Raw genomic sequence first — 18,204 nt, 5'->3', positions numbered from 1 at the left:
GGCCAAAGGCCGTTTCAGGGGTAAAAAGCCAGCACCCGGTAGCCCGCCACGGTGGTGTTTCCCAGGGCAAGCCGGGCCAGCAACGAGGCGCTCCATTCACCCTGGGCGGGCAATTGGTCGGGGGCGCGAAAGTCCTGCGGCAAGAACACGCGGCGCAAGACAGGCTGATCGCTCACATCGGTCAGGGTCAGCTCTACCGCCGGCGCCTCCAGGGGCACATCGGCGCGGCTCTTGAGCGTGACAGCGAACTGGTACACATCGCCCTGCACCCGGTTGAACGAGGAGCTCTCGACCACCACGGCAGCCATGTCGCGGTGCGGCCCCACCACGCACTCCAGCGGTGCGCACAGCGCCTGCAACAACGGGCGCCACTGGGGCTGCGCTGCGGCAATGTAGTGGCGCTGGTGCACCACCATTTGCAAAGCCCAGGTGCAGCACAGCAGGACACCCACCAATGCCAAAGCACCCCGCACGGCGGGTTTGCGCCAAAAGGCTTTGCGGCGGGCGGCACGAACGAAAGAAGGTTCATCCTCGCCCTGCGCGGCCTGCGGTGCAGGGGCACCAGAGGCAGTTGCAGCCGAGGCCGTATCGGCGGCTGGCACGCTCTCGCGCGCGGCTTTGGGCCGGGCGATGCGATGCGCTGCCAACGCTTGCCCTGGCAACAAGGGGGTCAGGGCCGCAGCGTCAGGCAGGTCGGTGTCGGTGGTCTCGCGCACTGCACCCGGGTGTGGCCCTGGTTCTAGATCGGGTTCCGAGCGGGGCGCAGGCTCAGGCTCCAGGTCGAGTTTCAGACCCAGTTCCAGGTCTGGTGCGGGGTCAGGCTCAGGTTCTGGCGCCTGCTCAGGCTCGGGAAATTCCAGCCACTCCAGACTCAACTCTGGCGGGGCTGCACTGGGCAATTCGTAACCTGGCAGCTCGGCAGGTGCTTGCTCGGGTGTCTCTGCCTGCACGGACACGGGCGCAGGAGGGAAATCTATGGCCTCGACCACACCGATCGCCGGGGTATCGGCAACCACAGGAACCTCGGGGGCAACAGGCACCTCCAGGGCGGCGATGGCCACATCGACACCTGGCACATCCGGCACCACCACCGGCACGGGCGGCAGCGGCGCAGGCTCCACGGATGGCTCTGGTGTGCTGTCTGGTGGCGCATCCGGCACCGGGGTCGGCACTGGCACTGCGGACAGCGGCGCAGGCACTACTGTGGCGTCACACGCCTCGTCGGATGGCAGTGGCGCCGCCCCATACAAAGCGGGGGCCACAGGCGCCGGGGATGGCGACACAGCCAAAAAGGCAGGAATAACCACCTCGGGCACCTGAAGCACCGCCGCAGGCACAGGTGCGGGCACTGGTGGCTGAGGCTGCATGGGCGCCGCAGCACCCCAGGTCTGGGGAACCTCAGGGGTGCGGGGCACCAGCGCCACGGGTGAACGCAGGCTGTCGAACGCCATGTCCGGTAGCAGCGGGGGCTGCGGCACAGGTTGCAAGTGCTCGGCAGCGTCAAAAATCTGCTCGCATTGCCCACAGCGCACCCAGCCGTCCGAAATACGGAGTTGGTCTGGGACGACCTTGAATATCGTCGTGCAAGACGGGCAGCGGGTGGTCTGGCTCATCGGTGGGGGATTGTAGGCAGGGGCTTGGCGCTACGGTGGCGGGGGGGGGGACGCGGCCTCAGCGCTGTGCAGTCATGAGAATCCAGCCATCTTCCTGATCGGCCACACGCAGTTGCAGCCAGGGCGCGTAGGCCTGCTGCAGCAGCTCCGCCTGGCGCTCCAAAATACCTGCCAGCACCAAATGGCCACCAGGCGCCACATGCGCGCACAGCAAGGGCGCCAGCACCTGCAAGGGCGAGGCCAGGATGTTGGCCAGCACCGTCTGGTACAGCCCTTGGGCGGCATCGGGCAAGGCGGCGTGCAGCGCGGCGTTGTTGGCCTGCGCATTGCGCACGGTGGACTCCACAGCCGCCGGATCAATATCCACGGCGTCAATCTCGGTGGCGTCATGTTTGGCAGCGGCAATGGCCAGAATGCCCGAGCCACAGCCGTAGTCCAGCACCCGGCCCAAGGCCGCTGCGGCGTCCGGCGACGTGGCCGCCTGGCGGGCAATCCAGCGCAGGCACATGCGGGTGGTGGGGTGGGTGCCGGTGCCAAACGCCAGCCCGGGATCAAGGCGGATCACGCGCCGGGCCTGGGCGGGCGGCTCGTGCCAGGTGGGCACGATCCAGAACTCCGGCGTGATTTCTACTGGCGCAAACTGCGACTGCGTCAGGCGCACCCAGTCTTGCTCCACCACCGGGGCGAGCGATAACAGCTTGCAGCCCTCAAAAAAATCCTGGGCTTGCAGCAAATCGGCCGCTTCTTTGGCGGCGGCTTCCGTCTCGAACAGTGCCACCACGCGGCTGCGCTGCCAGCCCTCTTGGGGCGGGGGCATGCCGGGCTCGCCAAACAGTGCCTGTTCGGCATCGGTCTGGGCGTCGGCGTCTTCCACCGACACGCTCAGCGCGTCCAGCGCGTCCAGCGCATCGCTCACGGGCTCCACCCGGTCTTGCGGGCTCATCAGGCTCAATTCGTACATGGTTGGGTGCCTTTCGCACAGCAAAAACAAAAAGCGGGCCCGCGCACCAGGTTCGGTGTGGGCCCGCAGTTGGCAGGTGTCAGACCGCGATCAACGCTGGCGCTGCGACAGCCACTCTTCCAGATAGTGGATGTTGGTGCCACCGTCCATGAACTTGGCGTCCACCATCAGCTCGCGGTGCAGCGCGATGTTGGTGTTGATGCCCTCGATCACCGTCTCGGACAAGGCCGTGCGCATGCGCGCCAGCGCCTGTTCGCGCGTGTCGCCATGGACGATGATTTTGCCAATCATCGAGTCGTAGTTCGGCGGCACGTAGTAGTTGGTGTAAACGTGCGAATCCACGCGCACGCCCGGCCCGCCCGGCGCATGCCAGGTGGTGATGCGCCCCGGCGAAGGGATGAACTTGTACGGGTCTTCGGCGTTGATGCGGCACTCGATGGCGTGGCCGCGCAGCTGCGCGTTGATCTGGCGCTGCGTGAATGGCAGTTTCTCGCCCGCCGCCACCATGATCTGCGTGCGCACGATGTCCACGCCGGTGATCCACTCGGTCACCGGGTGCTCGACCTGCACGCGCGTGTTCATCTCGATGAAGTAGAACTCGCCGTCTTCGTACAGGAACTCGAACGTACCCGCGCCGCGGTAGCCCATCTTTTTGCAGGCGGCCACGCAGCGGTCGCCAATGCGGTCGATCAGTCGGCGCGCAATGCCGGGCGCGGGCGCTTCCTCGATCACCTTCTGGTGGCGCCGTTGCATGGAGCAGTCGCGTTCACCCAGATAGACCGCGTTGCGGTGCTTGTCGGCAATGACCTGGATTTCGATATGGCGCGGGTTCTGCAAGAACTTTTCCATATAGACCGCCGGATTGCCAAACGCGGCACCGGCCTCGGCCTTGGTCATCTGCACAGCGTTGACCAGCGCGGCCTCGGTGTGTACCACGCGCATGCCGCGCCCGCCGCCGCCACCGGCCGCCTTGATGATGACCGGGTAGCCCACGGCCTTGGCAATGCGGCGAATCTGCACCGGATCGTCAGGCAGCTCGCCGTCCGAGCCGGGCACGCAGGGCACGCCAGCACGGATCATGGCCTGCTTGGCCGACACCTTGTCGCCCATCATGCGGATGTTCTCGGGCGTGGGGCCAATGAACTGGAAGCCGCTTTTCTCGACACGCTCGGCAAAATCGGCGTTCTCGGACAAAAAGCCGTAGCCGGGGTGGATGGCCTCGGCATCGGTCACTTCGGCGGCCGAAATGATGGCGGGCATGTTCAGGTAGCTCAGGGGCGAAGGCGCAGGGCCTATGCACACCGCTTCTTCGGCCAGCTTGACGTACTTGGCGTCGCGGTCGGCCTCCGAATACACCATCACCGCCTTGATGCCCAGCTCATGGCAGGCACGCTGAATGCGCAGGGCGATTTCGCCGCGATTGGCGACCAGGATCTTTTTAAACATGGGTTACCTCGCGGCTCATCGCCCGCACGCTGGCACGCGCCAGGACGATTTGCTAATGAAATGGGGCATCGGCGCGGTCACTCGATCACAAACAGCGGCTGGCCGTATTCCACGGCCTGACCGTTTTCACCCAGGATGCGGGTGACGGTGCCGGTCTTGTCGGCTTCAATTTCATTGAGGATCTTCATGGCCTCGATGATGCAGATGGTCTCGCCTTCTTTGACCTGGCTGCCCACCTCGACAAACGGTTTGGCGCCAGGGCTGGAGGCGCGGTAAAAAGTACCCACCATGGGCGACTTGACCGTGTGTCCGGCAGGCGCTGCGGCCACGGGCGCGGGCAACTCGGCCACGGGCACCACCACCGGGGCCTGCGCGGCGGCAGCCTGTACGGGCGCGGCCACAAACTGCTGCACCACGGCGCCACCGCTCTTGACGATGCGCACCTTGCCCTCGGCTTCGGTGATTTCCAGCTCCGACACATTCGACTCGGAAACAAGGTCAATCAGGGTTTTGAGTTTTCGCAAATCCATGGAAGCTCCAACGGCTAAAAGCTGAACAGGGCGCGAATTTACTCCAATTTCGGCCTACTACAGTCTTTGCCATGCATTTTTCATTAAACCGCCCCATCTACCAAACGATGGCAATGGCCAGATGGCGAACCATGGGGATGGCAACGCATCAGCGCAGGGCCATCCAGTCCTGCAAGTTCTGGGGGGTGATCTGGCCCATTTTACGGTGGCGCACCTGCCCATCGGCACCGAAGACCACGGTAAACGGCAGCCCACCGGCCAGATTCCCCAAGGAGCGCGACAGGGCAATGCCCCCTTGCGGTGCCAGCGCCACCGGAAAAGCCACCGGCACCCGATCCAGAAAGGTGCGCACCGCAGCGGCCTGATCCACCGCAATACCCAGCACTTGCCAGCCGTTGGCGGCGTTTTCACGAGAAAAGCTGCTCAACAAGGGCAACTCAGCCACACACGGCGGACACCAGGTGGCCCAGAAATTCAGCACCAGGGGCTGACCGCGCAAAGCCTGCAAATCCAGTACACCCCCTTCGGGCGTGGGAAACGACTGCTGCCACAGCCCGGCAGGCACCGCCGCCGCACTGGTCTGCCCTTGGCGCCAGGCCAGCGCAGCCCACCCGGCGCCACCGGCCGCCACCACCGCGGCGGCAGCACCGTACAGCCAGCGGCGGCGTGGCGGCACGGCGCCAGCACGTTCACCAGCGGCAGCGCCGCTGGCCGGGTGGTTCGCATGGTCCTCGGGGCCGACCGGCGCAGCAGGTGGCCGGGTCATGCGGCCGACTCCAGCAGGCGGCGCACCGCCGCTGTATCACCGCGCGGCGTACGCCCGCGCGCGTCCGGGCGCAGGGCACCGCGCAAATCGTCCAGATCGTAGATCAGCAGGTGCACGCCCACCACCGTGCCCAGCTCGGGCGCAGCCTGGCCCAGCGTCAAGGCCTCTACCGGCTGGCCGTGAAAACCCTGCACCGTACTCGGGTCGTAGCTGACCTGGCGGTCAATCAGCAATATTTCTGCCGATTTGGGGTCATCACAAAACAATTGCAGGTAAATATCCGACAGCCGCGTGGCCGTGCCATGCCACACCGCCCCAGCCAGGTGCGGGCGGAAATCGGCCATCCGCTCCATCCACGTCAGCGCCACGCGGCGCAGGGCGCGCAGTTCGGCGGGCTGGGTGTCGGCACAGAACAGGGCGATGTACTCGGCCACGGCAGCTTCAAGCTGGTCGTTGTCAGGCAAGGGGGTACGGGCAGGCAGCCCCAGTTGCTGTAGCGCATGCCGCTTGGCCGGGCCGTATTCCAGCCCGTCTTCCACCACCAGGCGGGCAGCGGTGTCGGCAATTTCAGCGGCAAGGGACATGGGACTTCTCAGCAAGGTGGCGGGTGGTGCGGCATTGTCGCCTCGGCCACTGCGCAGACACCGGCCATGCCCGCAACAACCCCACAGCGGGCCCCTGCAACACTTCACTTTTGATAGCTGCTCACGCCCACTGCCAAAGCGCTGGAGGCCGATTTGGCTTGCACCGTAGAATCGCGGCCATGCATATACACATCTTGGGCATTTGTGGCACTTTCATGGGCGGCCTGGCCGCTTTGGCACGTGAGGCCGGGCACCGCGTCACTGGCTGCGACGCGGGCGTTTACCCCCCCATGAGCGACCAGTTGCGCGCACTGGGCATCGACCTGATTGAGGGTTTTGGCGCCGACCAGCTGGCCCTGCAACCGGACATGTTCGTCATCGGCAACGTGGTCAGCCGCGCGCGCTTGCAGGACGGCAGCCCGAAGTTTCCGCTGATGGAAGCCATCCTGGACGCCGGTCTGCCCTACACCAGCGGCCCGCAGTGGCTGGCCGAGCATGTACTGCAAGGCCGCCATGTGCTGGCCGTGGCGGGCACGCATGGCAAAACCACCACCACCTCGATGCTGGCGTGGATTCTGGAGTGCGCGGGTTTGCAGCCGGGCTTTCTGGTGGGCGGGGTGCCGCTGAACTTTGGCGTCTCGGCCCGGCTGGGCGCCAGCGTGCGGCCCCGCCCTGGCACCGGCCCGGTGGCCAGCGCGCCGCTCTTTGTGATTGAGGCCGATGAGTACGACACCGCTTTTTTCGACAAACGCAGCAAGTTCGTGCATTACCGCCCGCGCACGGCCATTCTGAACAACCTGGAGTTCGATCACGCCGACATTTTTGATGATCTGGCTGCTATCGAGCGACAATTTCACCACCTGGTGCGCACCGTGCCACCCTCGGGGCAGGTGGTATTCAATGGGCTGGAAGAAAGCCTGGCGCGGGTGCTGCACAGCGGCTGCTGGAGCAGCGTGTGCAGCTTTGGCGCCGCCGTGAGCGATTTTGGCGCCGACGGTGAGCCCGGCGCATTCGATGTGCTGAACCGCGGCCAGCGCGTGGCCCGCCTGGAATGGGCGCTCAGCGGCGTCCACAACCAGCTCAACGCCCTGGCCGCGATTGCCGCCGCCGCGCATGTGGGCGTGGCGCCCGCCGATGCCGTGGCCGCACTGGCCAGTTTTCAAAACGTGCGCCGGCGCATGGAGTTGCGCGGCACGGTGCATGGCATCACGGTGTACGACGACTTTGCCCACCACCCCACGGCCATGCGCACCACGCTGGACGGGCTGCGCCGCAGCATCGGCAGCCAGCACCGCATCCTGGCCGCCTTCGAGCCGCGCAGCAACACCATGAAAATCGGCACGATGAAAGCGCAGCTGCCCTGGGCGCTGGAGGCCGCCGACCTGGCCTTTTGCCACACCGCCGGGCTGGACTGGGACGCCAGCGCCGCCCTGGCACCGCTGGGCGTGGGGCCGGGCCAGCGCGCCCAGACCGCCCCCGACATCGCGCAGCTGGTGGCGCAAATCACCCAGGCCGCGCAGCCGGGCGACCACATCGTCTGCATGAGCAACGGCGCCTTTGGCGGCATCCACAGCCTGCTGCTGCAAGCGCTGGCCGCCAAAGCGCAGCCATAACCGATCGCGCCAACGCCCAGCAAAAAGCCCCGCGCGCCAGAGGCGCCGGGGCTTTGCTATTGAATACATAGCTGCTTGCGCCCGCCAGACGGGCGCAAGAGGCCGATTTGGTTCAATAACTGATGGTCATGGACGGCACATCAATGCGCACGATGGGCTTGGCCAGCACCGCGTGCGTGGCGCGCGCAAACTGCGCCAACCAGTCGGGGTCCGACAGCAAAGGCCGCGCTGCGGCAGCTGCCACGGTCAACACCTTGTCGGCCAGAAGCACCTTGCCGCTGGCGCGCAGGGGTTCGCACTCCAGGCGGGTGAACTCGTCATCCAACCACCGGCGCGCGTCCTCGTTGGCCATGGGCTGGGCGTGTTCAAGATCAAAACGGAATTCTTCGTTCAGGGCGAGGGTGACCGTGACTTCTCTGTGCATGGATGGGCCTTTTTCGTGGAAATAAAGGGGCGGTGTCTCCGCCGCCCCGGCGCAGGAAACTGCTGGCGTGAGCTTACACCGGCGCTGCGGTTTTTTTACAACGCACGGCGGGCCTTGACCGCAGCGGCCAGCCCTTCCAGGGTGGACAGCGAGTCATCCCAGCCCAGGCAGGCGTCGGTGATGCTTTTGCCGTATTCCAGGGCAGAGGGCTGGTCTTTGCCGGGCGTGAACTTCTGCGCACCAGCACACAGATGGCTCTCGATCATCAGGCCGAACACGCTGCGCGAGCCGCCCGCAATCTGCCCGGCAATATCGCGGGCCACGTCTTTTTGCTTTTCGTGCTGCTTGCTGCTGTTGGCGTGGCTGCAATCGACCATCAGCGTGGCGGGCAGCTTGGCTGCTTCCAGGTCTTTGCAGGCGGCAGCGACGCTGGCCGCATCGTAATTGGGCGCCTTGCCACCGCGCAGGATGACGTGGCAGTCGGGGTTGCCCGCCGTATCGACAATGGCCACCTGGCCGTTTTTGTGTACCGACAGGAAGTGGTGGCCCCGGCTGGCCGACTGGATGGCATCGGTGGCGATGCGGATGTTGCCATCGGTGCCATTCTTGAAGCCAATGGGCGCCGACAGGCCCGAGGCCAGTTCGCGGTGAACCTGGCTCTCGGTGGTGCGCGCGCCGATGGCGCCCCAGCTGATGAGGTCGCCAATGTACTGGGGCGAGATCACGTCCAAGAATTCGCTGCCCGCAGGCACGCCCAGGCGGTTGATGTCGATCAGCAGCTGGCGTGCGATGCGCAGGCCTTCGTCGATGCGGTAGCTCTCATCGAGGTAGGGGTCGTTGATCAGGCCCTTCCAGCCCACGGTGGTGCGGGGTTTTTCGAAGTACACGCGCATCACGATCTCCAGCGTGTCGGCGTACTGGGCGCGCACGGCTTGCAGGCGGCGGGCGTAGTCCAGGGCAGCGGCCGGGTCGTGGATGGAGCACGGCCCGATGACCACGAGCAGGCGGTCGTCCGTGCCAGCCATGATGTTGTGGATGCTGGTGCGCGTTTGCGTGATCAGCGCTTCAACCGCTGTGCCCCGGATGGGGAAGAAGCGGATCAGGTGTTCGGGAGGAGGCAACACGGTGATGTCCTTGATACGTTCGTCGTCGGTCTGGCTGGTTTTATCGACGTTGTGATACCAGGTATCGCTGGCGGGGGTGGCAGGGGCAGTCATGGTTGTCGTCCTCTCGATGGATAAAAAAACAGGGCTGAAAACAAAAAAACCGCCGGGCTTTGCAGCATCGGCGGTGTCTGGGAAGGGTTCAGGTGCTTGCGCGCTGTGGCCTCTCATCCGCCAGGGACAGAGAAGTAAAACCAAAAATAAAAAGCGCTGTGCTGTGACATGGCGGTCAATGTAGCACAGTCTGCCGCACTGCAACATGGCGGCGCCTGGGCCGTGGTATCAGCGCAACCGGCGCAACCAACTGCGCGCGCGGCGCCAGATTGACCCCAAGCCGGGGGACGCCTCGGGCAGCTCGTTCAGGTCGCGCACGCCCTGGCGGTACATATCGACGAGCAGCAGCCCCTCGCCCAGGGTGCGCCAGGCCAGCAACTCGACTTGGTCAAAGTTGGCGCCTTCCAAGGCGCTGCGCTGCTCCAAGGCCTGCTGCCAGCGCGTGGCCGCAGCGGCCAGCTCGCGCAGCGCCCGGTAGTAGGCACCAAACTCGTACAGCAGCTTCCAGCCCGTGCCCATGCGTGAGAGAAACAATTGGTGCTCCAGCACGCCCAAGGCCAGGGCGTCGGCGCTGCGGGCAATGGCTTCGGCGTGGCTGCGTCGGCGCCGGGCGCGCACGGCAGCATCAATGTGCAGCGCCAGTGCACCGATGCTGTCGCGCAGTTCACGCGACTCCTCATCGGCCACACCCTGGCGCAAAAAACAGCTGATGTCAGCAAACGACTGGGCCGTTTGCATGACGCTGGAGAGCGGGGCCAGCATGTGCAGACCTTTGGACAGGTAAAGCGCTGTACCCCGGGGCGGGCGGGCAGTGCCCTCAGGCGGTACCACCCACCGTCAGGCCGTCGATGCGCAGGGTGGGCTGGCCCACACCCACGGGCACGCTCTGGCCCTCTTTGCCGCAGGTGCCCACGCCGCTATCGAGGCGCATGTCGTTGCCGATCATGCTGATCTTTTTCAGCGACTCGGGGCCACTGCCCACAATGGTGGCGCCCTTGACGGGGTACAAAATCTTGCCGTTTTCCACCCAGTACGCCTCGCTGGCGCTGAAAACGAACTTGCCCGAGGTGATGTCCACCTGGCCGCCGCCAAAGTTGGTGGCGTACAAGCCTTTTTTGATGCTGGCCACGATTTCTTGCGGGTCTTTGTCGCCGCCCAGCATGTAGGTGTTGGTCATGCGCGGCATGGGGATGTGGGCGTAGCTCTCGCGCCGGCCATTGCCGGTGGGCGCCACGCCCATCAAGCGGGCGTTGAGCGAATCCTGGATGTAGCCCTTGAGGATGCCATCCTCGATCAGCACGTTGCGCTGGCTGGCGTGGCCTTCATCGTCCACGTTGAGCGAGCCGCGCCGGTCGGCAATGGTGCCGTCGTCCAGCACCGTCACGCCCTTGGCGGCCACGCGCTGGCCGATGCGGCCACTGAAGGCGCTGGAGCCCTTGCGGTTGAAGTCACCCTCCAAACCGTGGCCCACCGCCTCATGGAACAGCACGCCCGGCCAGCCTGGGCCCAGCACCACGGTCATCTCGCCCGCCGGAGCGGGGCGCGATTCGAGGTTGACCAGCGCGGCATTGACGGCCTCGTCCACATACTGGTTGATTTGCGCATCGTCGAAATACGCCAGGCCAAAACGGCCACCACCACCGGCCGAGCCGACCTCGCGGCGCCCGCCTTGCTCGGCAATCACCGTGACCGACAGGCGCACCAGCGGGCGCACATCGGCGGCCAGGGTGCCGTCGGCGCGCGCCACCAGCACCACGTCGTACTCGCTCGCCATGCCGGCCATGACCTGGGCCACGCGCGGGTCTTTGGCGCGGGCCAGTTGCTCGACTTTTTCCAGCAACTGCACTTTGGCCGTGCTGTCCAGGGTGGCAATGGGGTCAATGCCGGGGTACAGGCTGCGGCTGGTAGCTATCTTTTTAGGAGCTACTCGCGCGCGCCCTGTCTGGGTTGCAGCCGAAATTGACCTGACAGTGCGGGCCGCATCCAGCAGCGACGCTTCGGAGATGTCGTCCGAGTAGGCAAACGCGGTTTTCTCGCCGCTGACGGCGCGCACGCCCACGCCCTGGTCGATGCTGAACGAGCCGGTTTTGACGATGCCCTCTTCCAGGCTCCAGCCCTCGCTGCGGGTGTATTGGAAATACAGGTCGGCATCATCGACCTGGTGGGTGCGGATTTCGGCCAGCGCACGCGCCAGATGGCTTTCATCGAGGCCAAACGGGGTCAAGAGCAGCTCGCGCGCAATGTCGATGCGCTGGACGGTCGGGGCGCGCTGGGGCGTGCGGGAAGAAGTGCGGGAGGTCATCGGGGCATTTTAGGGGTGTGCCTCAGCCAGACACGTCCACAGGTGTGTCGGTGGCAATGGGCATGCGCTGCGCCCGCGCCACCGACATCAAAATGCCCAGCGCCAGCCCCAGCGTGACCATGGCTGTGCCACCGTAGCTGATGAAGGGCAGCGGCACCCCCACCACGGGCAGCATGCCGCTGACCATGCCCATGTTGACGAATGCGTAAGTGAAAAAAATCATCGACACAGCCCCCGCCATCAGGCGGCCAAACAGCGTGGTGGCCTGCATGGCAATGGCCAGTCCGCGCCAGACCAGAAAGATGAAGCACACCACCAGGAACAGGTTGCCCAGCAGCCCGAACTCTTCGGAAAACGCGGCAAAAATAAAGTCGGTGGTGCGCTCGGGGATGAACTCCAGGTGCGTCTGCGTACCCGCCATGAAGCCTTTGCCCCACACCCCGCCCGAGCCAATGGCGATCATGCCCTGGATGATGTGAAAGCCCTTGCCCAGCGGATCGCGCGTGGGGTCCAGCAGGGTGCAGATGCGCTGCTGCTGGTAATCGTGCAGCACCGGCCAGCGCTGGCCAGGCGCGCACAGGTCATCGCCAAACCAGACGATCAGCGCAATACCCACCAAGCCCAACATGACCGGTGGCACCACCAGCTTCCAGGGCAGCCCGGCAAAAAAGATCACCGACAGCCCTGCCGCCAGCACCAGCAGCGAGGTGCCCAAATCGGGCTGTTTCATGATCAGCCCCACCGGCACCACGAGCAAGGCGGCGGCCACGGCAAAGTCCAGCGGGCGCAGCTGCCCTTCGCGCTTCTGGAACCACCAGGCCAGCATCAGCGGCATGGCAATCTTGAGCAGCTCACTGGGCTGGATGACCACGCCCAAATTGATCCAACGCTGGGCGCCTTTTTTGGTGATACCAAACAAGGCCACACCCACCAACAGCGCCACGCCCAGCGCATACAGCGGCACCGCCGCCCAGAGCAGGCGCTGCGGCGGCACCTGGGCCACAACAAACAGCAGCGCCCCGGCAATCAGCATGTTGCGGGCGTGGTCGGCAAAGCGCGTTCCGTGGTCGTAGCCCGACGAATACATGGCCACCAAACCAGCCGATGCCAGCAGCAGCACCGCCAGCAACAGCCAGCCGTCAAAACCCCGAAACAACGGCAGCAGGCGCTGCCCTATCGAAGGCTTGTCAAAAGTGTTTCCCATGGCGCAATTATCGGGCGCGGCCACGCAGGCCATGGGCGCGCCACCCTCCCGACCCCACGGACAATGCCAGGCTGCGCGGCACAATCCGCACCACCCCATCCGCCTGTCCACCCGCCTGTTGGCCCCTCCCATGTCCACGCCTGCACTGCCTGCCTCCTCCCGCCTGCCCACCACCCACTTGCTGTACCTGCACGGGTTTCGCTCCTCACCGCAATCGGCCAAAGCGCGCATGGTGGCCGAGCAGGTGGCGCGCCAGCACCCGCAGGTGCAGCTGTGGTGCCCGCAGCTGCCGCCCTCGCCGCGCACGGCCATGGCCCTGGTGGCGGGCGGCATCGCCCACTGGCCGCGCGAGCGCATGGCGGTGGTCGGCTCCTCGCTGGGCGGGTTTTATGCCAGCTGGGTGGCGCAGCAGATGCGCTGCCCGCTGGTGGTGCTCAACCCCGCCGTGAACCCGGCGCGCGACCTGGCACGCCACATCGGCAACCAGACCGCCTGGCACGATCCCGCCGAGCACTTTTACTTCGACCCCGCCTTTATCGACGAGCTGCGCGCCCTGGACGTGAGCGCGCAAGGCGCCGCTGCCGCGCAACTGGCCATCGTGGCCCAGGGCGATGAGCTGCTGGACTGGCGCGAAATGGCGGCCCGCTACCCCCAGGCGCAGCTGCACCTGCTGGAAGGCAGCGACCACGCCCTGAGCGACTTTGCCGACCACCTGCCGCGCGTGTTGCAGTTTTTGCACCTGGCCTGAACGCCCGCGCGCGGCAGCCAGCGCCCCCGCGCGCCCATGGGAGAATGCCACCCCATGCACGCACTGTTTGAAGAATCCGGCAAATTCCTGGCCGGCCGCATCCTCTCCGAGGCCGACACCTCCGCCCAGATCGAGCTTGACTCGGGCAAGCGGGTCAAGGTCAAAGCCGCCCACATCCTGCTGAAATTTGACAAGCCCGCTCCCGCCGAGCTGATGGCCCAGGCCCAGGCCGTGGCACAAACCATCGAGCTGGAGCTGGCCTGGGAATTTGCCAGCGAAGAAGAATTCGGCTTTGCCGACCTGGCGCGCGATTACTTCTCGGACAACGCCACGCTGGCCCAGCAAGCGGGCGCGCTGTTTGCACTCTACGAGGCGCCGCACTACTTCCGCCGCGCAGGCAAAGGCCGCTTCAAAAAAGCCCCCGCAGAAATCCTGCAACAAGCCCTGGCCGCCATCGAGAAAAAGAAGGCCGTGCTGCAACAGATTGCCGACTGGGCGCAGCAACTGGGCCAGGGCCAATGCCCGGCGCCCATCCGCGATCAGCTCTACAAAATCCTGTTCCGCCCCGACAAGAACGCGCCCGAGTACAAGGCCGTGGTCGAGGCCAGCCGTGCCACGCACCTGGCGCCACTGCACCTGCTGCAGCAAGCCGGCGCCATTGATTCGAGCTACCAGTTCCACTGGCAGCGCTTCTTGTTCGACAACTTTCCCAAGGGCACGGGTTTTCCGGCACTGCAAGCGCCCCAGCCGCCCGCCGATTTGCCGCTGGCCAACGTGCAGGCCTACTCCATCGACGACTCGCAGACCACCGAAATCGACGATGCACTGTCGGTGCAGGGCCTGGGCACGGGCACCGTCACGCTGGGCATCCACATTGCCGCGCCGGGCCTGGCCATCGTGCCCGGCACGCCGCTGGACCAGCTGGGCCGCAACCGGCTGTCCACCGTGTACATGCCGGGCTACAAAATCACCATGCTGCCCGACGAAGTGGTGCAGATCTACACCCTGGACGCAGGCCGCGCCAACCCGGCGGTGTCGCTGTACGTGACGATTGACGAGGCCACGCTGGCCATCACCGCCACCGAAACGCGCCTGGAGCGCGTGCCCGTCAGCGTGAACCTGCGCCACGACCAGCTCGACCACATCGTCACCGAAGCCTGGCTGGCCGACCCGTCGATTCAGACCGAAAACACGCCCCAAGACTTGCTGGACTTGCGTGAGCAGCTATCATTTTTGTACCGCCTGGCCCAAAGCCTGAAAGCCCAGCGCGAGGTGGTGCGCGGCAAACCCGAGAACTTCAACCGGCCTGACTACAACTTCCGCCTAAGCGCCGCCCGGCCGCCCGAAGGCGCGAACGCCCCCTTGGGGGGCAGCGCCGCCAACGAAGTGGCAAGCGTGGGGGCCAACACGCCCCGCAACCACAAAGCCGAGCCCAACGGCACCGAGACCGTGCAGATCACCACGCGCCAGCGCGGCGCGCCACTGGACTTGATCGTGGCCGAGGCGGCCATCGTGGCCAACAGCACCTGGGGCAACTGGATGGCCGAGCTGGGCGTGCCCGGCATCTACCGCAGCCAGGCCAGCATGGCACCGGGCGTGAAGGTGCGCATGGGCACCAAGGCGCTGCCGCACGCGGGCATTGGCGTCAAAAGCTACGCCTGGGCCACCTCGCCGCTGCGCCGTTACGTCGATCTGGTCAACCAGTGGCAAATCATTGCCTGCGCCCGCCACGGTAAAACCGCCGCGCTGGCCGCGCCTTTCAAACCCAAAGACGCCGAGCTGTTCTCCATCATCAGCAGCTTTGACGCCGCCTACAGCGCCTACAACGGCTACCAGGCGGGCATGGAGCGCTTCTGGACGCTGCAATACCTGGCGCAAAACGGCATCACCGAACTCGAAGCCACGGTGTTCAAAGAAGGCCCCGGCGGCAGCTTTCTGGTGCGCGCCGACACGCTGCCGCTGGTGTTCCCGGTGCTGGGCGCGCAAAACCTGCCGCGCGGCGCACGGTTGCGCGTCAAGCTGGGCGAGGTCGATGACATCACGCTGGACTTGCACGGCACGCTCATCGAGCGCCTGGACGACCCGCAAGATGCCAGCGACGACGGCCCGGTCGATGACGCCGAGGACGACGAGGCCGTGGCCGGCCCCATCGCCATTGCGGTGGATGTGAGCGATGCGGGCGCAGAAAACGCCGCCCCCGGTGCGGCCAGCGCCGATAATCTGGCCCCGTGAAACTCCCCGCCTTCCTCCGCTCGTTCAGCGCCCTGCAATGGGCGCTGGCTGTTTCCGTGGCACTGCACGCCGTGGTGCTGACCGTGCGCTTTGTGAACCCCGAGGGTTTCCAGCGCGTGTTCCAAGACACGCCGCTGGAGGTCATCCTGGTCAACGCCCAGACCCCCGAGCGCCCCGACAAGGCCCAGGCCATTGCCCAGCATGCGCTGGCGGGCGGCGGCGATGCGGCCCAGGGCCGGGCCACCAGCCCCTTGCCCTATTCGGCCCTGACCAAGGTGGGCGACGACTACGAAGAAGCCCAGCGCAAGATGGACGCCCTGCAAGCGCAGCAGATGCAGCTGCTGGCCCAGTTGCGCCGACAAATAGCCGCCCTGCCCGCACCCGAGCAGCGCAAACCCAGCCAGAGTGCCGACCAAAGTGCGCAGGAAGAAAAGCGCCGCCAGCTCATCAAGCTGCTGGCCGAAATCGAAAAACGCATCAACGACGAAAACGCCCGGCCCAAGAAGCGCTACATCAGCCCGGCCACGCGCGATGAGGTCTATGCCGTCTATTACGACGCCATGCGCCGCAAGGTCGAGGACAAAGGCACCGAGAACTTCCCCGAGCAAGGTGGCAAGAAGATATATGGCGAGCTGACCATGATCGTCACCGTCAACCACGATGGGCGCGTGCTGGCCACCGAGATCGTGCAGGGCTCGGGCAACCGCCTGCTGGACAACCGCGCCGAGGCCATCGCCCAGGCCGCCGGGCCGTTTGGCGCCTTTGGCCCGGCCATGCGCGCCAAGGCCGACCAGATTGCCGTGGTGTCGCGCTTCAAGTTCACGCGCGACCAAACCCTGGAGACCAGCGTCCAATGAACACCGGCGTCGATCTGTACTGCGTCATGGGCAACCCGGTGGAGCACAGCCGCTCGCCCTGGATACACGCCCGTTTTGCCGAGCTGACCGGCGAGCGCCTGTGCTACGAGCGCCGCCTGGTGCCGCTGGGCGGCTTTGCCGACGCGCTGCACCACTTTGCGGCCACGGGCGGGCGCGGCTGCAACGTCACCGTGCCCTTCAAGCTGGACGCCGCGCACATCGCCACGCACCGCAGCGAGCGGGTGCTGCTGGCGGGCGCAGCCAACACGCTCACCCTGGCCGACGGCGCCATCGTGGCCGACAACACCGACGGACTGGGCCTGGTGGCCGACCTGACGCGCAACGCCGGTATCGAGCTGGCCGGGCGCGATGTGCTGCTGATCGGCGCGGGCGGCGCTGCCGCCGGGGCGCTGGGGCCGCTGCTGCAAGCGGGGCCGCGCCGCATCGTGGTGGCCAACCGCACGCTGGCGCGGGCGCAGGCGCTGGTGCAGGCCCACGCCGCCCTGGCCGCGCTACAAAAAACAGAGCTGCTTGCGCTTGCTACGCAAGGGCTGGAGGCCGATTTGGCTCCAAACCACCGCTTTGACCTCGTCATCAACGCCAGCGCCAGCAGCCTGGCAGGCGATGCCGTGCCCGTGCCCGCCAGCGTGCTGCGCCCCGGCAGCCTGGCCTACGACATGATGTACGGCGCAGCCGCCCAGGGCTTTCTGGACTGGGCCAGCGCCCACGGCGCCCACGCCCGCGACGGCCTGGGCATGCTGGTAGAGCAGGCCGCCGAGGCCTTTGCCATCTGGCGCGGCGTGCACCCGCCCGGCGCGCCCGTGCTGGCCGAACTGCGCGCGCTGATGGCGGCGCCGCCCGCTGCGGCGGCCCCAGCCAGCGCCGCCCCCTGATCGCCCTGCCCGCGCCCATGCAAGCCCTGCTGCGTTGGCTGGCGCTGGTGGCCTGTGCCACGCTGGCGCTGCAACTGTTTTTTGTGGCGCGCATTGCCGCCATGGCCTGGATCAACCCCACCTCCACCACCTTCCAGCGCTCCGAAGCCTGGGCGCAGCTGGCGGACAGCGGCCGGCTGCACTGGCGCCAGCAGTGGGTGCCCTACGCGCAAATCTCTGACCACCTCAAGCGCGCCGTGATCGCCTCGGAGGACGATGGCTTCGTCAACCACGACGGCGTGGAGTGGAACGCCATCGAAAAAGCCTGGGAGAAAAACGCCCGCGCCGAAGCCCTGGCCGCACAAAAAGAAGCCGCCCTGCCCCCCGCCCAGCGCGCCAAGGCCGCCGCAGCACCGCCAGCGCCAGCGCGCGCGCCCAAAGTGGTGGGCGGCTCCACCATCACCCAGCAGCTGGCCAAAAACCTGCTGCTCTCGGGCGAGCGCACCCTGCTGCGCAAAGGCCAGGAGTTTGTGCTGACGCTGGCGCTGGAGCAGCTCTTGAGCAAGCAGCGCATCCTGGAGATTTACCTCAACAACGTAGAGTGGGGCGACGGCGTGTTCGGCGCCGAAGCCACCGCCCAGCACTACTTTGGCAAAAGCGCTGCCCGCCTGTCTGCCGCCGAAGCGGCGCGCCTGGCGGTGATGCTGCCCGCGCCCAAGCGCTTCGAGAAATTGCCCCAGTCCGCCTACCTGCTGGGCCGCGCCCGCACCATCCTGCGGCGCATGGGCAGTGCGAGTTTGCCCTGAAACCGCTGTAACGCCCGCCAAAAGGGCGC

General features: G+C 66.2%; 17 protein-coding genes. 6 read left to right on the top strand and 11 right to left on the bottom strand.

From position 1 onward, the window contains the following. Nucleotides 1-14: 14 nt before the first annotated feature. The 6 genes from EV674_RS08295 to EV674_RS08270 all read right to left on the bottom strand — a co-directional run bounded on the left by EV674_RS08295 (nt 15) and on the right by EV674_RS08270 (nt 5,900). Nucleotides 15-1,613, bottom strand: coding sequence for a DUF3426 domain-containing protein (locus EV674_RS08295; RefSeq protein WP_119013079.1), 1,599 nt, complete (start codon nt 1,611-1,613; stop codon nt 15-17). A 58-nt stretch (nt 1,614-1,671) separates the two neighbouring features. Next, nucleotides 1,672-2,574 carry a 50S ribosomal protein L11 methyltransferase gene (gene prmA / locus EV674_RS08290; RefSeq protein WP_119013078.1) on the bottom strand — a complete coding sequence of 301 codons (903 nt, stop codon included), beginning with the start codon at nt 2,572-2,574 and terminating at the stop codon, nt 1,672-1,674. Nucleotides 2,575-2,664: 90 nt separating this feature from the next. After that, entirely contained in the window at nt 2,665-4,020 is a 1,356-nt protein-coding gene (gene accC / locus EV674_RS08285; protein ID WP_119013077.1) for an acetyl-CoA carboxylase biotin carboxylase subunit, read from the bottom strand. A 77-nt stretch (nt 4,021-4,097) separates the two neighbouring features. Continuing rightward, entirely contained in the window at nt 4,098-4,550 is a 453-nt protein-coding gene (accB, locus tag EV674_RS08280) for an acetyl-CoA carboxylase biotin carboxyl carrier protein (protein WP_119013076.1), read from the bottom strand. 148 nt (nt 4,551-4,698) lie between these two features. Beyond that, complete coding sequence (locus tag EV674_RS08275) at nt 4,699-5,316, bottom strand: TlpA family protein disulfide reductase (RefSeq protein WP_119013075.1); 618 nt, start codon at nt 5,314-5,316, stop codon at nt 4,699-4,701. Then, nucleotides 5,313-5,900: a hypothetical protein gene (locus tag EV674_RS08270; RefSeq protein WP_119013074.1), complete on the bottom strand. Its 588-nt coding sequence runs from the start codon at nt 5,898-5,900 to the stop codon at nt 5,313-5,315. Before EV674_RS08270 ends, EV674_RS08275 begins: the two co-directional genes overlap by 4 nt. A 179-nt stretch (nt 5,901-6,079) precedes the next feature. Between EV674_RS08270 and mpl the strand changes: the two genes are divergently transcribed. Then, nucleotides 6,080-7,513, top strand: a complete 1,434-nt coding sequence (gene mpl / locus EV674_RS08265; RefSeq protein ID WP_119013073.1) for a UDP-N-acetylmuramate:L-alanyl-gamma-D-glutamyl-meso-diaminopimelate ligase — start codon at nt 6,080-6,082, stop codon at nt 7,511-7,513. 112 nt (nt 7,514-7,625) lie between these two features. Here mpl and EV674_RS08260 read toward each other — a convergent pair whose 3' ends face one another. The 5 genes from EV674_RS08260 to rodA all read right to left on the bottom strand — a co-directional run bounded on the left by EV674_RS08260 (nt 7,626) and on the right by rodA (nt 12,660). After that, on the bottom strand, nt 7,626-7,937 hold the full coding sequence (locus tag EV674_RS08260; RefSeq protein ID WP_119013072.1) for a hypothetical protein: 312 nt from the start codon (nt 7,935-7,937) through the stop codon (nt 7,626-7,628). A gap of 95 nt (nt 7,938-8,032) precedes the next feature. Continuing rightward, nucleotides 8,033-9,154 (bottom strand): 3-deoxy-7-phosphoheptulonate synthase, encoded by a 1,122-nt coding sequence (locus EV674_RS08255; protein ID WP_119013071.1) that lies wholly within the window; start codon nt 9,152-9,154, stop codon nt 8,033-8,035. 228 nt (nt 9,155-9,382) lie between these two features. Further along, nucleotides 9,383-9,916 carry a hypothetical protein gene (locus EV674_RS08250; protein ID WP_119013070.1) on the bottom strand — a complete coding sequence of 178 codons (534 nt, stop codon included), beginning with the start codon at nt 9,914-9,916 and terminating at the stop codon, nt 9,383-9,385. A gap of 55 nt (nt 9,917-9,971) precedes the next feature. Further along, nucleotides 9,972-11,456: a metalloprotease TldD gene (gene tldD, locus EV674_RS08245; protein ID WP_119013069.1), complete on the bottom strand. Its 1,485-nt coding sequence runs from the start codon at nt 11,454-11,456 to the stop codon at nt 9,972-9,974. Between the two features lie 22 nt (nt 11,457-11,478). Then, nucleotides 11,479-12,660 carry a rod shape-determining protein RodA gene (rodA, locus tag EV674_RS08240; RefSeq protein WP_119013101.1) on the bottom strand — a complete coding sequence of 394 codons (1,182 nt, stop codon included), beginning with the start codon at nt 12,658-12,660 and terminating at the stop codon, nt 11,479-11,481. A gap of 163 nt (nt 12,661-12,823) precedes the next feature. On the opposite strand from rodA, the gene EV674_RS08235 reads away from it, so the two are divergent. Genes EV674_RS08235 through EV674_RS08215 form a run of 5 tightly spaced genes read left to right on the top strand, consistent with a single transcriptional unit; the run spans nt 12,824 to nt 18,175 of the window. Next, a complete protein-coding gene (locus tag EV674_RS08235; RefSeq protein WP_119013100.1) occupies nt 12,824-13,408 on the top strand; it encodes a YqiA/YcfP family alpha/beta fold hydrolase in 585 nt (194 codons plus the stop codon). 54 nt (nt 13,409-13,462) lie between these two features. Then, nucleotides 13,463-15,640, top strand: a complete 2,178-nt coding sequence (locus EV674_RS08230; RefSeq protein WP_119013068.1) for a ribonuclease catalytic domain-containing protein — start codon at nt 13,463-13,465, stop codon at nt 15,638-15,640. Then, on the top strand, nt 15,637-16,497 hold the full coding sequence (locus tag EV674_RS08225; protein WP_119013067.1) for an energy transducer TonB: 861 nt from the start codon (nt 15,637-15,639) through the stop codon (nt 16,495-16,497). The genes EV674_RS08230 and EV674_RS08225 overlap by 4 nt, the downstream gene beginning before the upstream one ends. Further along, nucleotides 16,494-17,390: a shikimate dehydrogenase gene (aroE, locus tag EV674_RS08220; protein WP_119013066.1), complete on the top strand. Its 897-nt coding sequence runs from the start codon at nt 16,494-16,496 to the stop codon at nt 17,388-17,390. The genes EV674_RS08225 and aroE overlap by 4 nt, the downstream gene beginning before the upstream one ends. Before the next feature lie 17 nt (nt 17,391-17,407). Next, nucleotides 17,408-18,175 (top strand): transglycosylase domain-containing protein, encoded by a 768-nt coding sequence (locus tag EV674_RS08215; RefSeq protein WP_119013065.1) that lies wholly within the window; start codon nt 17,408-17,410, stop codon nt 18,173-18,175. Nucleotides 18,176-18,204 lie beyond the last annotated feature (29 nt).

The organism is Simplicispira metamorpha (assembly GCF_004341365.1).
In the GTDB taxonomy this organism is placed as follows: Bacteria; Pseudomonadota; Gammaproteobacteria; order Burkholderiales; family Burkholderiaceae_C; genus Simplicispira; species Simplicispira metamorpha.
This window is presented reverse-complemented; position numbering and strand designations above follow the sequence as displayed.

Excerpts from the sequence above, each read along its gene's own strand:
- aroE (WP_119013066.1), top strand. The coding sequence starts at position 16,494 with ATGAACACCGGCGTCGATCTGTACTGCGTCATGGGCAACCCGGTGGAG.
- accC (WP_119013077.1), bottom strand. The coding sequence starts at position 4,020 with ATGTTTAAAAAGATCCTGGTCGCCAATCGCGGCGAAATCGCCCTGCGC.
- EV674_RS08250 (WP_119013070.1), bottom strand. The coding sequence starts at position 9,916 with ATGCTGGCCCCGCTCTCCAGCGTCATGCAAACGGCCCAGTCGTTTGCT.
- accB (WP_119013076.1), bottom strand. The coding sequence starts at position 4,550 with ATGGATTTGCGAAAACTCAAAACCCTGATTGACCTTGTTTCCGAGTCG.
- EV674_RS08270 (WP_119013074.1), bottom strand. The coding sequence starts at position 5,900 with ATGTCCCTTGCCGCTGAAATTGCCGACACCGCTGCCCGCCTGGTGGTG.
- EV674_RS08230 (WP_119013068.1), top strand. The coding sequence starts at position 13,463 with ATGCACGCACTGTTTGAAGAATCCGGCAAATTCCTGGCCGGCCGCATC.
- EV674_RS08255 (WP_119013071.1), bottom strand. The coding sequence starts at position 9,154 with ATGACTGCCCCTGCCACCCCCGCCAGCGATACCTGGTATCACAACGTC.
- EV674_RS08295 (WP_119013079.1), bottom strand. The coding sequence starts at position 1,613 with ATGAGCCAGACCACCCGCTGCCCGTCTTGCACGACGATATTCAAGGTC.
- prmA (WP_119013078.1), bottom strand. The coding sequence starts at position 2,574 with ATGTACGAATTGAGCCTGATGAGCCCGCAAGACCGGGTGGAGCCCGTG.
- EV674_RS08215 (WP_119013065.1), top strand. The coding sequence starts at position 17,408 with ATGCAAGCCCTGCTGCGTTGGCTGGCGCTGGTGGCCTGTGCCACGCTG.
- rodA (WP_119013101.1), bottom strand. The coding sequence starts at position 12,660 with ATGGGAAACACTTTTGACAAGCCTTCGATAGGGCAGCGCCTGCTGCCG.
- tldD (WP_119013069.1), bottom strand. The coding sequence starts at position 11,456 with ATGACCTCCCGCACTTCTTCCCGCACGCCCCAGCGCGCCCCGACCGTC.
- mpl (WP_119013073.1), top strand. The coding sequence starts at position 6,080 with ATGCATATACACATCTTGGGCATTTGTGGCACTTTCATGGGCGGCCTG.
- EV674_RS08275 (WP_119013075.1), bottom strand. The coding sequence starts at position 5,316 with ATGACCCGGCCACCTGCTGCGCCGGTCGGCCCCGAGGACCATGCGAAC.
- EV674_RS08260 (WP_119013072.1), bottom strand. The coding sequence starts at position 7,937 with ATGCACAGAGAAGTCACGGTCACCCTCGCCCTGAACGAAGAATTCCGT.